At 47.0% G+C, this 17203-nt stretch carries 9 protein-coding genes; all 9 read right to left on the reverse strand.

Translation table 11 applies throughout. The annotated features are described in order from the left end of the window. Positions 1–34: 34 nt before the first annotated feature. A complete protein-coding gene (locus EJP77_RS05940) occupies positions 35–244 on the reverse strand; it encodes a hypothetical protein (protein ID WP_127198198.1) in 210 nt (69 codons plus the stop codon). 241 nt (positions 245–485) lie between these two features. After that, complete coding sequence (locus EJP77_RS05945; RefSeq protein ID WP_127198199.1) at positions 486–1688, reverse strand: cohesin domain-containing protein; 1203 nt, start codon at positions 1686–1688, stop codon at positions 486–488. Between the two features lie 99 nt (positions 1689–1787). Further along, positions 1788–6143, reverse strand: a complete 4356-nt coding sequence (locus EJP77_RS05950; RefSeq protein WP_221885998.1) for a beta-L-arabinofuranosidase domain-containing protein — start codon at positions 6141–6143, stop codon at positions 1788–1790. A 322-nt stretch (positions 6144–6465) separates the two neighbouring features. After that, entirely contained in the window at positions 6466–6636 is a 171-nt protein-coding gene (locus tag EJP77_RS20580; RefSeq protein WP_185897164.1) for a dockerin type I domain-containing protein, read from the reverse strand. 38 nt (positions 6637–6674) lie between these two features. Beyond that, a complete protein-coding gene (locus EJP77_RS20975) occupies positions 6675–10154 on the reverse strand; it encodes a carbohydrate-binding protein (protein ID WP_281278464.1) in 3480 nt (1159 codons plus the stop codon). Between the two features lie 130 nt (positions 10155–10284). Then, positions 10285–11277 carry an S-layer homology domain-containing protein gene (locus EJP77_RS05960; protein ID WP_185897166.1) on the reverse strand — a complete coding sequence of 331 codons (993 nt, stop codon included), beginning with the start codon at positions 11275–11277 and terminating at the stop codon, positions 10285–10287. A 274-nt stretch (positions 11278–11551) separates the two neighbouring features. Next, positions 11552–14806, reverse strand: coding sequence for a family 43 glycosylhydrolase (locus tag EJP77_RS05965; RefSeq protein ID WP_127198203.1), 3255 nt, complete (start codon positions 14804–14806; stop codon positions 11552–11554). A 348-nt stretch (positions 14807–15154) separates the two neighbouring features. Further along, positions 15155–16186 (reverse strand): ABC transporter substrate-binding protein, encoded by a 1032-nt coding sequence (locus tag EJP77_RS05970; protein ID WP_221885999.1) that lies wholly within the window; start codon positions 16184–16186, stop codon positions 15155–15157. Between the two features lie 17 nt (positions 16187–16203). After that, positions 16204–17199, reverse strand: coding sequence for a sugar ABC transporter substrate-binding protein (locus tag EJP77_RS05975; RefSeq protein ID WP_127198204.1), 996 nt, complete (start codon positions 17197–17199; stop codon positions 16204–16206). Positions 17200–17203: the final 4 nt, after the last annotated feature.

Below are 17203 nucleotides of genomic sequence, written 5' to 3' on the forward strand. Positions count from 1 at the left end.
TCGTAAGAGAGTTAGTTATCTAGTCCATATTGGATCATCCCGTCTGCTGCTCCGCAGCAAGCACCAGGAGATTCTCATTTTTAAACGCATAAGCAATAAAAGATAGCTCGGAATCATGAGGAAGATTGTTTTCTCGGATCAGTCTTTTCTTCATCCTGCCGAGCAGGCCCTCCGCCTGTCCTGCTTCTACCTTTTCCCAGACGTAGTATTGATGTTTCTCCTTAATCATCTGCAGGTTCATCATAATAATCTCCTCCTATTACGCATCTAATTAAGCGCTTTCAATTTATGGAAATGAATGCTGTCCGCTACTCTACTATGCCCTATCCCAAGAAGGGGATGGATTGCTATTTCTCGAAATAGGGCATTACTAGAGTTCAGTTGTTCACGCTTGCTATATAAGTTGAACTAATGGTTTACATGCTAGTCAGCCGTATGAAATGTTCCTACGATCGCTGTTTCTTAAATTCAATTTATAACATAACTTATTCAAGTATTTTGGAGGCAATATACGCTAGATCCGTGATATCAATTTTGTTATCGCTGTTCATGTCCGCTATCTTCGCTGCTGTCCAGTCTGAGCCGACGGAATCCTTACCGTAATGGTAAGCTACAATCGCAAGGTCGCCTACGTTGATGCTTCCATCCTTGTTCAAATCTGCGGACACTTCCCTAATGACCGCTGCCTTGAAGGTGTCTACGGCACTGCCCAGCGCTGCTGTGGCACTGTCCACCTGGGACTGCGCTGCGCTTTGGTTGTCTTGAACCGCTGTTGCCGCTTTGATGGCCGCTCCGAGAGCATCCTTGGCTTCCTTCGGATACTGACCTGGCAATGTGCCCACTACAGCTCCGTCATACAGGTTCTGCGCATTCGTGATTGCGGCTGTAAGTGCAGTCTTGTCTACAACCGGTTGGTCAACATCACCGATCGTTATGCTCTTGCTGGCAGGTGCAGCCTGAATAACGGTTCCCTCAGGAGCCACACCGAGCTTAGCCTCGGTAACCGCAATCGTTCCGGTCGTATTCCGTGCACCCGGCTTTACCTTGAAGCTTAGATCCAGCACTTGAGCGCTGGCTCCGGTTATCCCTCCAATATTAGCGGTAACGAGTCTAACCTTTCCGGCAGTCGCCTTGTCCTCTGTCACGATCTGAATATAGTCGCTTGCCCCTGCCGCGCTCACATATTCAAATAGGTTCGAATCATAGGTCAGGGTGATGTCCTGGGCATACACACTTTGTGACAGCTTGTTCAGACCAACCGCCACGTTAAAGCTGCTTCCAGGCTTAACACGACTGTCCGCTGAAAGTACAATTGCAGCAATTGCAGGTGCCTTGGACACAACGGTCACATGAGTTACCGCTGTCTTGCCGCCATCTGCCGATGTCGCGGTAATAACGGCACTCCCAGCCGCTATCGCATGCACGGTTACACTTGTTGTACCGGATACAGAATCATAAGTTGCGCCAGTTACCGTGGCCACGCTCGGATTACTTGATGAGAACTTCACGTCCTTGTTAGCTGCATCTGCAGGGGTTATCGCTGCGGTCAGTATAGCGGTTGAACCTTCCTCAAGGCTGAGTGAAAGGGTTACCCCTGTTACCTCTATTGGATCGTCTGCAAAGGTGACCGTTGCAAACATTGTCGAAATTATAAAGACTAAAACTAATAGGCTTAAGACCTTTTTCATTAACCAATCTCCTCTCCATAGAAATTTATCAAAAAATTCTTTAGTAGCTGTGGACCTGAGGATGAAGAATCCCCGTCCACAGCTGCACAATTGATAGGTTTAGTCAGTAATTTGGGATGCAATATACGCGAGATCCGTGATATCAATCTTGTTATCGCCGTTCAAATCCGCGATCTTCGCTGCCTTCCAATCTGCGCCAGTGGAATCCTTGCCGTAGTGGTAAGCTACCATTGCAAGGTCGCCTACATTGACTTTTCCATCCTTGTTCAGGTCTGCGGACACTTCCTTAATGACCGCTGCCTTAAAGGTATCTACGGCATTGCCCAATGCTGCTGCGGCACTGTCCACCTCAGACTGCGTTGCATTTCCTTTGCCTTGGACCACGTTGGCTGCACTTATGGCAGCACCCAGAGCATCCTTGGCTTCCTTCGGATACTGACCTGGCAATGTGCCCACTACAGCTGCATCATACAAGCTCTGTGCATTCGTAATCGCGGCTGTCAGCGCAGTCTTGTCTACACCTGGCTGCTCTACACCATCGCCGATCGATATGCTCTTACTGCCCACCGCCGCCTGAATGACGGTTCCCTCAGGAGCCACACCAAGCTTGGCTTCGGTAACCGCAATCGTTCCGGTCTTATTCTGTACATCAGCCTTAGCCTTGAAGGTAAGATTTAGAACCGGCGTGCTCGCTCCGGATACTCCTCCAATATTGGCGGCGATGAGTCTAACTTTTCCGGCAGCCACTTTGTCCTCTGTCACAACCTGAATGTCGTTGTTAGCACCTACCGCACTCACATATTCAAATAGGTTTGAATCATAAGACAAGGTCAGATCCTGAGCATACACACGTTGTTCCAAGTTGTTCAGGCCAACGGCCACGTTAAAGCTGCTTCCTGGCTTCACACTGCTGTCTGCTGATAGTGCGGCTGTGGCTCCTTGTGCTTGCTTATTGATACTTACGGTATATGCTTTTTCTGTTACTCCATCTTCGGCCACCACTCTAACGTTCATAGTAGTCGTGTCAGATTGTAAAGATACTTTTCTATCTACTGAATCATCAATTAAGATGTTATCAACATATACCAGAGCATTCGTGTTTTCAGGAGTGAGCTTAACTAAAGCCTCCGTAGAATCTTTAGGAATAGAAATGGAATACTTATTATCCGCTCGTGTTGCGGATGCCCCACCTACAGTAACACTCTTGAGGCTCGGGTCATTATTATAGTCTTTCAAAATGGAAACCGTTCCGAAAAGTCTGCCAACGTAACCTGAGCCCCTACTCGCGAATTTTACAGTTACTTTTGTTTTTCCAGCTATCAAATTTGCCGGAATTTCATATCTTACGTCATAAAATTGGTCAGGCGTTTTGGCCGCTATCGTTTCTTCCTTAATTAGGTTACCGTCAACATATACATTGAAAGCTCTCCCTTTATCACCGCTATAGTACCTAGTGGAAATAAAATTAGTAACGGAAGGATTAACTTCCATGTCATAACTTAGCCAGGCGCCTCCCGCTGCTCCACTCCAAGCTTGACGATACTGTTCTCCGCCATAAGAGCCTCCACCCGTATTTCCTTGGAGGTTATGCGCCAATTCATGCTGGTCATTCGTAATTTGCACTTCGTCGATCTTGGCAATTGCCTTTTTAGCGGCAGTCTTTCTACTCATAATGTTTTTCTGGAAATTCGGAGAATCCAGTGCAGACAAATAGAAGTAAACCCCATATCTTTCCTTGTACAAGGAGTAATATGGCGTAAATTTCAAATGATTATCTTCATCCGTTTTCCGCAGTGTGAATTCTAGCTTCCCTTCCGTCTTAACCAAATTGTTTTTGACGTTATTGATCCAGTCTTTCACATTCCCATCTTTTATAAGGATATAATCCTTATAGGTAACGCCTGAAGGCAAGTTTGCTTTTTGTGAAGCAAGATGCGGAATCGCGACCATTTGCTCTGTTCCAAGGCCTGCGCTTAGAACAAGTGGACCATAACTAAATGCTGCCGCTTCGGGATTATCTTGTAGGGTTGATACCTGTACTTCCAAAGGGAGCGTCAATTCAACAACATCCCCAGTCTTCCATACTCGATTTATATCTATATATCCGTTAGCTTCTCTTACATTTAAGGTTTCCCCGTTGATCGCCACAGCTACTTTTTGGCCTTGGGCAACCCACTCCGGTGATCTGAATTTAATATTAACGGCCTCGGAAGGTGCTGCGTCAAGGGTAAACTTGGCTTTATCGCTTTCAGGGATATCCGTCTGCTGTGTTAATTGAAGGCCCTTCTCGGTCCAGTTCACAGTTGAGCTCAAGTACATGTTGACATAGAGATCTTGATCGGTATGGTAATAGATACTGTCGTCCAGCTTACTAAAGCTCTCCATACCACTTCCCGTATCACACCAGAAACTATCGAAGAATGTGGAGAATACTTTGAAATACCCTGTACCCATTGGCTTAAAATACGTACTCATACCCGTTTCCGGATTAATTGAGGACATGATCTCATTTTTCAATGTTTTCTCATAATAGTTGGCATATTTAATATCTCCTGTAAGTCTGAACAACTCTCTGGTGAGCTTTAACATGTTGTAGGAATTACATGTTTCATCGTTTATGTTATTCCTGTAATTATCCAACTGCCCTGGTTCTCTAAATTGCTCATTTTCACTATTCCCGCCTGTAATATACGTATGGTCTTTGACTACCATCTCCCAGAAGTTCTCCGCCGCTTTTAGATAGTACGACTCGGCTTCACCTAATGTTCGATACCGATTCAAAGCGCCAATAAACTTTGGAATTTGTGTGTTTGCATGCTTATTTGCCAGTTTGTCTTGACCCTTAACGATAGGAGTAAACAGGGATTCTTCATCAAACATATGGGCTGCCGTTAAATGATTCGCATTATTGGTGTACTTATACAGTTCATACAAGGCGTCATTTATACCGCCGTATTCTACATTCAGTACTCTTGTATGCGTGGCATCATCCCAGGTTTGAGTTCTGTTATATGACCAATCTCCGAGCTTACTTGCAATCTCCAAGGCGTCTCCATTACCTTCGTATTTATAAACATCCACAAGCCCTGCCACAATTTTATGCATGGTGTACCAAGGTACCCAGCTTTGGCCTTCAATCTTCCCTTCGATTACATCAAAATGGGATTCCGGTGTGGCAAAAATATAACCATTTTTGCTTGCATTCTGGCATGCTTTCAGTTCACTGATGATGTAATCTATTTTGCTTTTTATTTGCGTGTTCAGCGTTTGATTACCTTTAGTTTGTTTGTATGCCTGAGCTAACGCTGTCATGTAATGCCCTAATGTATGCCCTCTAAGGTAACTCCAACTGCCTTCCCAACCGTTGTAAAGCTCTGCTTTCTTAGGGAGACCCGCTACCGTTCTGAACCCAGACAAAAGACGATCCGGATCAAGTTTTAATAAATAATCAACATCTTTATTGAGGGCATTAACATAATAAGGGTCTGTGACCTCTACCTGCTCCAAGTCAAAATTTTTGATTTTCGAAAAATCACCTATATATTTATTCGTTTTTACAACCACAGAAAATTCTTTGGTCAGAGTTACTGAGCCGTAAGTGATAGAAACTCGTACTGTAACTGGAGTATCGGCCCCTGGATCAGTGACCACTCCGGTGTTTGATATAACATTTGGATTTGAAGTACTCCACGAGATTGTGCTTCCATTTATACCTTGCGTCGGGAAAGTCAGATTTCCTCTTGTTGTCTCTGGCAGAACGATTGCATCTTTGTCTTGCTGTGCAATGACCTTCTCGTCAATTACCCCACCTTCCGTTCTATAGACATCTCGAATAGCCTCATCTGTTGCAGCATCACTGTAAATCTTGAACTCATCCAGGTTCAATTTAGAATAGGCGCCGCCATATGAGGGTGAGTTAAAGCCCAAATACTTATGATCCGAACTATTTGCGACAATACTGCCTCCCTGTTTATTATAGATGACCTTTTGAGCGAGACCGTTACGGTAAATAGCCACACTTTTTGTTGCATTATCATAGGTGACCGCAATATGGGTCCACTCTCCGACAGGGAAGAATTTGCTTCGATCCCCAGTAACATACGATTCCTGAACGCTAGATCCAGTGGAAAGCTTCAATGGAACCGTATCACTCAGGATGCTTAAATACCAACCTTCTCCGCTCCAGTTGCCACTTGGCTTGTTCCACATAATCATATGCTCGCCTTGTAACGTTGCATCGGGCTTTACCCAGAAAGACACAGTCAGATTCTGCGGCTGTAATGCCGAAGACGTCCCTAAATCAATATAATTATCCGTTCCGTTAAGTTGTAGAGCTTTACCAACCTTCCCGTCCACATATTTGGCGGTGCCATTTAATCTCCCTTGTATCCCTTTACTGGAGGAATCTGCAATGTTATTTTCGAACTTTAAGTCCAGTTGCTTTGAAACTTCCAACGCTGCTGCATATGTCGGAATCGCGAAAACGGAAAAACCGGACACAGCCGTTGAGATCAATGTTAAGCATATGATTTGAGGTGCTGTCCTCCTTATTGCCTTGTTTATACCCTTTAATAGTTTCATTTACATTTCTCCCTCTTTATAAAATATCGAGCAGAATTCCGAATTTGCTTGTGTCACAAAGCGATTAAGGACTGCGTCTATTTTAGGAAAGCTAGAGATCTGAAATATCCAACTTAATATGCCCTATCCCAATGATGGATTGCTATATCTCGGGATAGGGCATAACTAGAGTTCAGTTGTTCACGCTGCTAATTTGTTATTCAAGTATTTTGGAGGCAATATACGCAAGATCCGTAATATCAATCTTGTTATCGCTGTTCATATCCGCAATCTTCACGGTTGCCCAGTCTGCGCCAGTAGAATCTTTGCCATAGTGGTAAGCTACAATTGCAAGGTCGCCTACATTGATGCTTCCATCCTTGTTCAAGTCGGCGGACACTTCCTTAATGACCGCTNGCTAATTTGTTATTCAAGTATTTTGGAGGCAATATACGCAAGATCCGTAATATCAATCTTGTTATCGCTGTTCATATCCGCAATCTTCACGGTTGCCCAGTCTGCGCCAGTAGAATCTTTGCCATAGTGGTAAGCTACAATTGCAAGGTCGCCTACATTGATGCTTCCATCCTTGTTCAAGTCGGCGGACACTTCCTTAATGACCGCTGCCTTGAAGGTATCTACGGCATTGTCCAATGCTGCTGTCGCACTGTCCACCTCAGACTGCGTCGCGCTACCTTTACCTTGGACCACTTTGGCTGCGGCAATCGCAGCGCTCAGGGCATCCTTGGCTTTCTGCGGATACTGGCCTGGCAATGTGCCTACCACTGCTGCATCATACAGGCTTTGTGCTTTCGTGATCGCGGCGTTTAGTGCGGTCTTGTCTACAACCGGCTGCTCCTCACCGCTGACCGAAATGCTCTTGCTATCAACCGCCGCCTGAATGACGGTTCCCTCCGGAGCCACACCCATCTTGGCCTCGGTAAGCGCAATCGTTCCGGTTGTATTCCGTACATCCGCCTTTACCTTGAAGGTTAGCTTCAATACCGATGTACTGGCTCCCGATACTCCTCCGATATTCGCCGTGATCAGTCTTACCTTCCCGGCCGCTTCTTTGTCCTCCTTAATGATCTGGATATTGCTGTCCGAACCTGCCGCGCTCACATAGTCAAATACGTTAGAATCATAAGACAAGGTCAGATCCTGGGCGTACACACTTTGTTCCAGGTTGTTCAAGCTGACATCCACCGTGAAGCTGGTTCCAGGCTTCACCCTGCTGTCCGCTGACAGCACCGCTGCGGGTCCTTTTGGTTCAGCGGACGGCCATACTGGATCGGTCGTGGAACTACTTGTGGTTAAGTAGATCCGGTCTATGATAAGTCCGGATTCTCTTCCCCAGAAGTTCAGCTCGTGCTCGCCCGCCGTAAAATTCAATGGCGAACCCCCAGGCACAGCCGGACCACCATTACTAAGGTTCACCCATTTGAACTGACCGCCGCTAACGCCCTCGATTCCGTTGGATGTGAATTGATATTGGTTATCCAAGCCCACGTGAACCGAGTCCGTTTGGAAGCTATGGCTCTTGGCCAGAACCCAAACATAGTAAGCTCCTGCCGTTTTAAAGTTAATTTTGTAATTCAGACTGGAGCCGGCGGCAAGGCTCGCTGCATCCGTACCCGGTGTAACGGCAGTACCGTCATCCGGCAGGAACTGCATCGCTTTCGTCTTCTCTCCGTCAACAAGTGACCATAAATGGCCGTTCGCAGTTCCACGTACGTAGGCGCTGCTTGTGTTCTCTGCTGCGGTCTCCGCTTCAATGGCTACAGAGACAGGGGTATTAACTTTTACAGTGATTTGCGTAGTTACCGCGTCACCAGAGCCTCCCTTATAACTTACCGTTACATTGGTTGTTCCACTGGCTTTAGCAGTTATCGTCCCGTTCAATACCTCAGCAACATTAGGATTCGAATTGCTGTAGGTAGCTGTTTTGGTTACATCTTCGGTATGTCCGTCAAGAAACTCCGCTGTAACCTTAAATGCTGCCGTTTTCCCCGCATCCAGGGCAACGGAAGGTGTGTCTACGGTGAGCTGCTTCACCGTTAGTTCACTGTTCAAGTCTTTTACCAGAATATTCAGAGAATCTGTCTTTCCCCCATAGCTAATGTCAATGCTTGTAGTCCCGAAGCCCACTCCGGTGACAACCCCGTTATCTACAGTGACAATCCCGCTTTGTGCCGGTGTTGCTATGGCTTGATCCGTAACATCCTTGCTTGTTCCATCAGCATAAATAGCGGTAACCTTGATGTTGGCTGTGTTACTTCCACTCACCATATCAATCTTTTGTTTATCGATAGAAGCGTTAATTGCAGCGAGCTCTTGAGCCTCACCCTTGGGCTCGAACTGCCAATAATCCACCTTGAAGAGATTACCTGATGATTCTCCTCTGTATACCAAATATAGATCATGGACACCAGCAGCACCGGAAATGTTTGTAGTCTTGATCTTCCAAATGTCGTCTCCACCAGTATTGGAGATGGGAAGCGTCCCTATTAAGGCTCCGTCAGCGCTGTCCAGATGAAGCTCTATCTTTCCGCCGCTTGAACCGCTTGCCACATTAGCTTTAAACGTTCCGGCGCCTTTATCGCCAAAGTCAACCTTGGATACGGCTGTCCAGTCCCCGTCATTGATGCTGCCGACATTCAGATTAATGCTGCTGACCAAAGCTCCCGGCTCAGTAGTAGTTTCTGTGCTGATCCCTCCGTTCCAGCCTATGGTTTCAGCCTCAATCCTTGTATAAGGGTTGAAATTCTTCAATTGTGGAATGCCCTCGTAATCGCCGGTAATGTTCTGAATGACTCCTTTGGCATCAAAGCTTACTTTGTTGATGTGGGCGTTACGATATCCATGCGGCTGACCTTTCAATTGTGGGACAGCCCCACTCTCCGCCATTGCTTTTGCCAAGGTCTGGGCGTGGTAGGTAATGTACCATTCCCCATTGAACTCGAACATGGCATGGTGGTTGTTGCCTCCTACACCGAAGAAAGCAGCAGGGTTGGGCAGGATGGTCTTGACATAGGTGAAGGGACCCATCGGATTGTCGCTTACCATGTAAGCAATCGTTCCAGTAGGTATGTCGGCCGGATGATTGCCGGAGAAGTTGGTACAGTAGGAGTAATAGTATTTCCCGTTATATTTGTTGATCCCTGAGTCTTCGAATAGGAATGGTGGATTGATAGGCTTAGCCTTTCCGCCGCTAGCGTCAAGATCGAGACTAATCATATCCGCCCCAAGCTTCGCGACACGCGCTGTACCTGGATCAGCGTCCTTCCCTGCCGGAACACCGCCGCCAAAATATAAGTAGCCGCTTCCGTCATCGTCAACCAGAACAGCAGGGTCAAAGAGCCACGTAACATCGGCTACCCCTGGAGTATTTCTGCTAACGAGAGCTTTTCCAATCGGATCTGTGAACGGTCCGAATGGGCTATCCGCCGTAAGCACGCCAATGCCGCTTGCACTATCTGCAAAATAAAGGAAGAATTTCTCCTTGCCATTTATAGTTTTATGTGCGGCTGCCGGCGCCCAGGAATTGTTTGCCCATTTCGCTGCGCCATTTGGACCGGCTACAGGTATTTCTCCGTGGTCTGTCCAGTTCACCATATCATCGGACGAAACAACCGTAATTTTGTTGATCTTACTATATCCGTTATCCTTAATTGACCCGTCAGCATTGTACTCAAATATATCATTTGTCATGTACACATAAACTCGGCCATTATAGACCATTGCATAGGGATCGGCACCAAACTTCTGTGTAAACAGCGGGTTCCCTTTGCCAGGCGTTTTAGCCAGTGCTGGAGTGAGCTCAGCTGTTGCAGCCTCTACCTTATTTGTAAGCGGGCCAGGTGTGAATGCACAAGCAAGAACTAAAGCCATCGTCATCGAAATCATCAAAAGCCTTTTCCACTTCTTCACGGAAACAACCTCCACCTTTCAAGAATGATTGATAGTTGAACTTGACTCGTCTTGAGAGAGATCACCACCCTTCACTACTCATCTAGCAAAGACACCACTCATGGCTCTACTTGTATAAAATTCTGTGTATAATAACAGCCGCTTGAGCTCTTACCGCGGTATCATTAGGATTGATCTTACCGTTGTCTCCAAGAATGATCTCCTTCTTGATCAGCTGAGCCAAAGGGTTCACTGCATAGGGTGCTACTTCACTGGCATCACTGAAGCGGCTAAGGTCTGAATCTGACTCATCCAGCATTTTTCCGGCGATTTTCATGGCCCTCGCGGCGACCACCATCATATCCTGTCTAGATATGCTTTTCTTAGGCTCGAACTGGTTATTGCCTTTGCCTTGGGCGATGCCTAGCTTTTTAGCTATACCTACCTCTTTGTAATAGTAGTCAGACGGCCCCACATCATTGAAATTGCCGTCTGCATCTGCATTAAGTTTTAATGCCCTGACCAGCAAGCTAACAAAATCAGCTCTGCTGACATTAGCTCCAGGGCTAAAGCTAGTATCTGACGTACCTTTAATAATTCCTACAGAAGCAAGAGCTTCTATTTCCGTTTTGGCCCAATCATAGCCTGCCAGATCGTTGAAGGCTGTTCCATAGTTATAGACAGTTTCCGAGAGTCTCGCATCTAACGCCTTCACGGATACCAGCTTAATATTGGCGTTTCCCTGGCTCTTTACCTTGAAGGTAATCGTACTCAGAGCCGTGTCTCCAGTCTCTCCTTTCACACTTCCTATCTTGGTAAATGCTACTGTCATCTTTCCCTCAGTCGCCTTTGAAGGTATAAAATATCCCTTCAATTTGGATTCAGCCTTATCCAGTTCAACAAAGTTCGGGTCAAATGTAATTAGTGCTTCGTATGCATAGAGATCCTTCATGTTACTTCCATTTAATGTAACTTCCAAACTCTGACTGAGGGAAGCGCTTTCTTTATTCTCAATCAGTGTGAAGACCGTTACTTCTTCCGCATAACCTGCACCGGGCATCCAGGCAGTCAGGAATAGCGCAATCAGACACATTGCAATCGTCATTTTCCCTTTTCTCATGTTCATTCTTCTCCTTATGGGCTAGGTTAGCTGCTCTATCAAATTCCTTACTCTAGGTTGCCTGAATACCCTTACTGATTTGCTGCCTTTATTATAGAAGCGGTATTTGAAAATCACGATGTAATTTCTTATTTGAAAACTTCGATTTCTTAGGCAAGTATAAGCCCAGATTATTCTAGTAAGCCCTATACCCTGGTTGGGATAGGGCTTGCTAGAATTCAGCTAGTCACTCAATTCAAGCAGCACGCATATTCACAACGAACAGACAGCTCGCTTATTCAAGTATCTTGGAGGCAATGTACGCAAGATCCGTAATATCAATCTTGTTGTCGCTGTTCATATCCGCGATTTTCACGGCTGCCCAGTCTGTACCGGTGGAATCCTTGCCATAGTGGTAAGCTACAATCGCAAGATCGCCAACATTGATGCTTCCATCCTTATTCAGATCTGCAGACACTTCCTTAATCACCGCTGCCTTGAAGGTATCTGTCGCACTGCCCAGGGCTGCTGTGGCACTGTCCACCTCGGACTGCGTCGCGCTACCTTTACCTTGGACGGCTTTGGCTGCACTTATGGCAGCACCCAAGGCATCCTTAGCTTGCTGCGGATATTGACCTGGTAGTGTGCCCACGACAGCAGCATCATACAGGCTCTGTGCATGCGTAATCGCCGCTGTCAGCGCTGTCTTGTCTACAACCGGCTGCTCCTGATCGCCTACCGATATGCTCTTGCTGTCAACCGCCGCCTGAATGACGGTTCCCTCAGGAGCGACACCCAGCTTCGCCCCGGTGACTGCAATCGTTCCGGTCGTATTCCTTACACCCGCCTTGACCTTGAAGGTCAACTTCAATACCGGCGTGCTGGCTCCCGATACCCCTCCTATGTTCGCGGTGAACAGCCTCACTTTCCCGGCCGCTTCTTTGTCCTCCTTTACGATCTGGATCTTGCTGTCCGTGCCTGCCGCGCTTACGTAGTCAAAAACGTTCGCATCATAAGACAAAGTCACGTCCTGCGCATACACACTCTGTTCCAGGTTGTTCAAGCTGACATTCACTGTGAAGCTGCTTCCAGGCTTCACATTGCTATCAGCAGAGAGTACTGCTGCGGGTCCTTTAGGCTCAGGTTCAGCGGATGGCCAGACTGGATCCGCCGTTGAGCCGCTGGTGGTTAGATAGATTCGGTCTATGATAAGTCCCGATTCTCTTCCCCAGAAATTCAGTTCATGCTCGCCCGCCGTCATGTTGAGCGGCGCGCCCCCAGGCACGGCCGGACCGCCGTTGCTGAGGTTGACCCACCGGAAATTGCCGCCGCTGACTCCCTCAATTCCGTTGGATGTGAATTGATACTGATTATCTAAGCCCGCATGGACGGAGTCCGTTTGGAAGCTATGGCTCTTGGCGAGAATCCAAACGTAATATGCTCCTGGAGTCTTAACGTTGATTTTGTAATTCAGACTGGAGCCGGTGGCAAGGCTGGCCGCATCCGTGTTTGGTGTAACGGCAGTGCCGTCGTCCGGCAGGAACTGCATGGCTTTCGTAGTCTCGCCGTCAACCAGCGACCATACATGTCCGTTCGCGGTTCCACGTACGTAGGCATTACTTGAATTCTCTGCCGCGGTCTCTGCCTCAATGGCCACTGTGGTAGAGGTAACTAAATTAATCGTATATACAGCCGTTTGTAAACCGTCTCTGCTTACAGTTACTGTGGCTTTACCCGGCACTGACGTGGCTTGTGTTATAGACACACTTGCGCCAGGATCATTGGGAACCGCTGTAACTTGCGGTGGAGCCGATCCGGCAGGAACATCCAGGGTATAGGTATACGTATTGGGACTAAACCCGTTAACGGGTTTACCGTTGACCTGAAGGCTCTTCAAATTGGTGTCAAAATTAGATCCAGTCAACTTGTCATCCAGCTTGAAGTAATCGAAGTCAACATAACCTCCAGTTGTCTTTGTCGCAAAATTAAATAAGGCAAACCGATACCCCATGAAATGTGGCAATGTGTAGGACATTTGAAGGGTATTTCCTATAGCTGCCCAATGTTCACCGTCAAGACTGTAGTAGAAGTAAGCTTTATCTGTCCTATTCTTGAAGTCGAGCTCAGTCTTTAGATAGATGATGTTCTGATTAACAGGGATACTTGCCGCTTCCACTGCCGAGCCTGAGCTTCCATTCACCATAACAACAGATTTCGTTGTGCCTGACATCTTAACCCCGACAAATCCATAGTTTTTCTGGAATGCGGCAATTCCGGCATAATCCCCGTCCTTCATATGGCTGGTATCTATTGCAGTTATTCCCGAGCTTTCCGGTCCGAAGGTCCGCTGTGTCAGCGTATTTCTCGCATCAAGAATGCTGGTGCTCGTTCTTCCGGTAGTGAGTCTTAAATACCCTGGCCGGTCGGTAAGGGACCAGAATCTATTGTCTGGATTATGGTTCCACTGCCATACCAATCCGAGATTGGAACCGTTGTAGACCGCTTCCCCGCTGGCAGTCTCACCATGATACGCCCCCGATTTCTCAGCCCGCTGGTCGAAATTATCCGATGAGACCCACGATCTGGAAAGCTCGGCGGCGATCCCTGTATCATTGACGTCCCCGAATACAGGCCATCCATCCTGACTCCAGGTCACCGGTATAATGAAGGGAATGCGTCCCACGGACCCATAATCTTGGAACAACATTCCATACCATTGTCCATCAGAGGCCTGAACGATTCCCCCTTGAGCTACACCGGCACTATTTGAATTGCTTCCCGATCTTAGAGCAACCTTTCCTTCATAAGGGCCGTCAATCGCATCAGCCCTGTGTACTAATTCCGTACGAATGCTTCCCGCTGGCCACGAGATATTGAAGATATAATACTTGCCATTTATTTTATGGATGTGTGAGCCCTCAGCTCCGAGACCGCCGGAGCCGCCGGGAGCGCTTGCATTTTGAATGATCGTTTTGTTCATTCCGCCTGCTTTGATGGCTGTGGCATCTGAAGTTAGTTCAATAACCTTGATGGCTCCGCCGCCGTAAACCAGATATACACGTCCGTCATCATCAAACAGCAGTGACATATCATGATAAACGCCGCCCGCAAGCTCATACTTTTCCCATGGGCCCTTTTCTATGTCGGTGGTTTGAAAGATATACGTTTTGCCAATATCATTGGAGGCAAACACCACATAATACTTGCCGTTATGGAATCTAATACTGCTTGCCCAGGAGCCTTGCCCATATATGTTTTGCCCATTTGAAAGGGTTTGTTTGTCGGTCTCCGCGAGTCTGTCATATACATAGTTGACGATTTCCCAATTCACGAGATCCTTGGATTTCATAATAGGAACACCAGGGTTCATATGCATGGTTGTACTGGTCATGTAATAGGTATCATTCACCCTGATCACATCAACATCGGGTACATCTGCCCATATAATTGGGTTCTTGGCCGTGCTGTCGTCAGCATACGTAGATGAGATCGGCAGGATACTAATTAATAAAGTAAACACTAAAGCAATTGAACATAGCTTTTTGTGCATGGATCTTAACCCCTCCCAGATACATTATGAAATTCAGTTGTAATTTTGGAGATACTACGAGAAGAGCGGAATTTAGAATCAGAATGCAGTCTATAGCTGAAGTGAATTAATCCGGGGAATAACCTTGGCCTGAAAGCTTAGAAAACTATCTTAAAATGTGCTCGCCACCACCCCTTAACCTGAAAAAGCCCTTTCTTAATGGACATTTTATCATTCAGCCAATAAAGTAACGATGTAATATCTTCTCTGAAAAATTACGTTTTTTTACGATGTTATCTCCGTCACCAGAAGCTGCTGACATAATTAAAAGGCCTTAATCCTGTGTTCAGGATCAAGGCCTTTAAGGCTCTAATATTTGCGGTTTTCGATTTCCCGGGCAGCCGTTCCCTTCGTAAATACACCCTCACGGGTTACAATTCGTTTGGGCAGCGTATGGCCAGCCACAACCTCCTTCGCCGCTTGAATCAATTGAGGCCCTAGCAGCGGATTGCATTCCACGGTACAGTTTAATTTCCCTAAAAGCATAGCCTGAAAAGCTTCCCTTCCTCCATCAACGGATACAATCACGATATCCTTACCTGGTCTGAGGCCGGCTTCCTCAATAGCCTCAATAGCTCCAAATGCCATATCATCATTGTGAGAATACAGCACTTGGATGTCTCTGCCATATTTCTGCAAATACCTGGTCATAATGGCCTTGCCGGATTCACGCGTGAAATCCCCGGTATCTGAGGCGACAATGTTCATAGCATGATTTCCACGTATCACCTCTTCAAAGCCTTTCTTCCGATCAATGGCAGGTGCCGAATTAAGCGTTCCTTGGATTTCAGCAATGTGAATCGGGCCGCGAACCAATCGCATCTTATCGAGTACGTATTTGCCTGCTTTACGGCCTTCCTCCTTGAAGTTAGAGCCAATAAGAGTGATATAGAGCGAGGAATCCGCAACCTCTACGGATCGGTCCGTGATGATGACAGGTATACCGGCGTCCTTCGCTTCCTTAAGAACTTCACCCCAGCCGCTCTCTACAACGGGGGAGAAGCCGATCACGTCCACTTTACGTGAGATAAAAGAACGAATTGCCCTGATCTGATTCTCCTGCTTCTGCTGGGCATCTTCAAATAACAATTCTACATTCGCCTGCTTGGCCGCTTCCTTAATCGACTTCGTATTGGCTGCACGCCATGCGCTCTCCGATCCCACCTGAGAGAAGCCGATCACTAGCGGACGCCCTGTATCCGGTGGAAGGTCGATGGTCTCCTGCTCATTAAGTGCGGGCAGAACAGTCGCCTCTTGTGTCGCTACTTCGGCATCCTGTTCCGAGCGGCAGCCGCTAATGAACATCAAGATGATAAACAGCACGCTGATCCGCCTCATCATCTCTACTCACCTCCCCTTCATTTACCTCCCGCAGTATTCCAATTGTCTCTGTTCAGTATCTTTACATTTAATCGGTTGTTAACCGGAAGTGCCTGCCCAGAACATGCCGCGGTCAACTGCTGAAGAATAATATGACCCCAACTATCCTCCGATTGGTCAATCGTGGCGGTGATTTGATCATTACGGATGCTGCTTAGTATAGAAGGCGTATTATTGAATGTGACGGCGAATTGACGTAGTCCCTTGGCCTTCCATACCAGAATGGCTGAGGAGCTCGCCTGGGAATCGAAACCCACAAACGCATCAAAATGAGGATGCGCTTCAATCATTTCTTCTATATCGGCAGTAGACTTGTCAGCATGGTCCCCGTCTGTGCGCAGTTCAAGCAATTGAACCCCGGATGAAGTGGCTAAAAAATCTTTAAATCCGGCAACCCGCTGCCGAATGTTATGGAAACCGATCATTCCGGTTTCTGCAATGACCATACCTTGGCCACCAAGCAGGTTATCGACGTACTCCGCAATCCGTCTTCCGGCTTCATAGTTATCAATCCCGATATAGGTGAGCCGCTTACTATGCGGCGCATCATTATCGAAGCAGAGGACCTTAATCCCCGCTTCTACCGCTTTGTCAATATAAGGCGTCATCGCTTCGGAGTCCACCGGACTGATCGCAATCCCGTCTACCTTTTGTTTAATCAAATTCTCCATGATTCGGATCTGCTGTTCCAGATTCGCTTCATTTGGCGCCTTCACTATGAGCTGAATGCCTGCCTTGCTAGCTGCGGCTTTAGCACTTTTAGTCACCTGCTTATATACGGGATCTGCGGTTGCAAAAATAATAGCCATAGTCAGCGTTCTTGCGGTAGAACTGTTAGTATCAGTCTGTATATTGGCGGCCATCTTAATAGGCTGTGAGCTAGGGACATCCGCGTCGCTGCAGGAGGTTAAACCCAGACAACAAAGAACGATAATTACAATTAAGTAATATACTCGGCTATCGGCTGGGCGCATTCCA

It is taken from the genome of Paenibacillus zeisoli, from assembly GCF_003994465.1.
GTDB classification, from domain to species: Bacteria; Bacillota; Bacilli; order Paenibacillales; family Paenibacillaceae; genus Fontibacillus; species Fontibacillus zeisoli.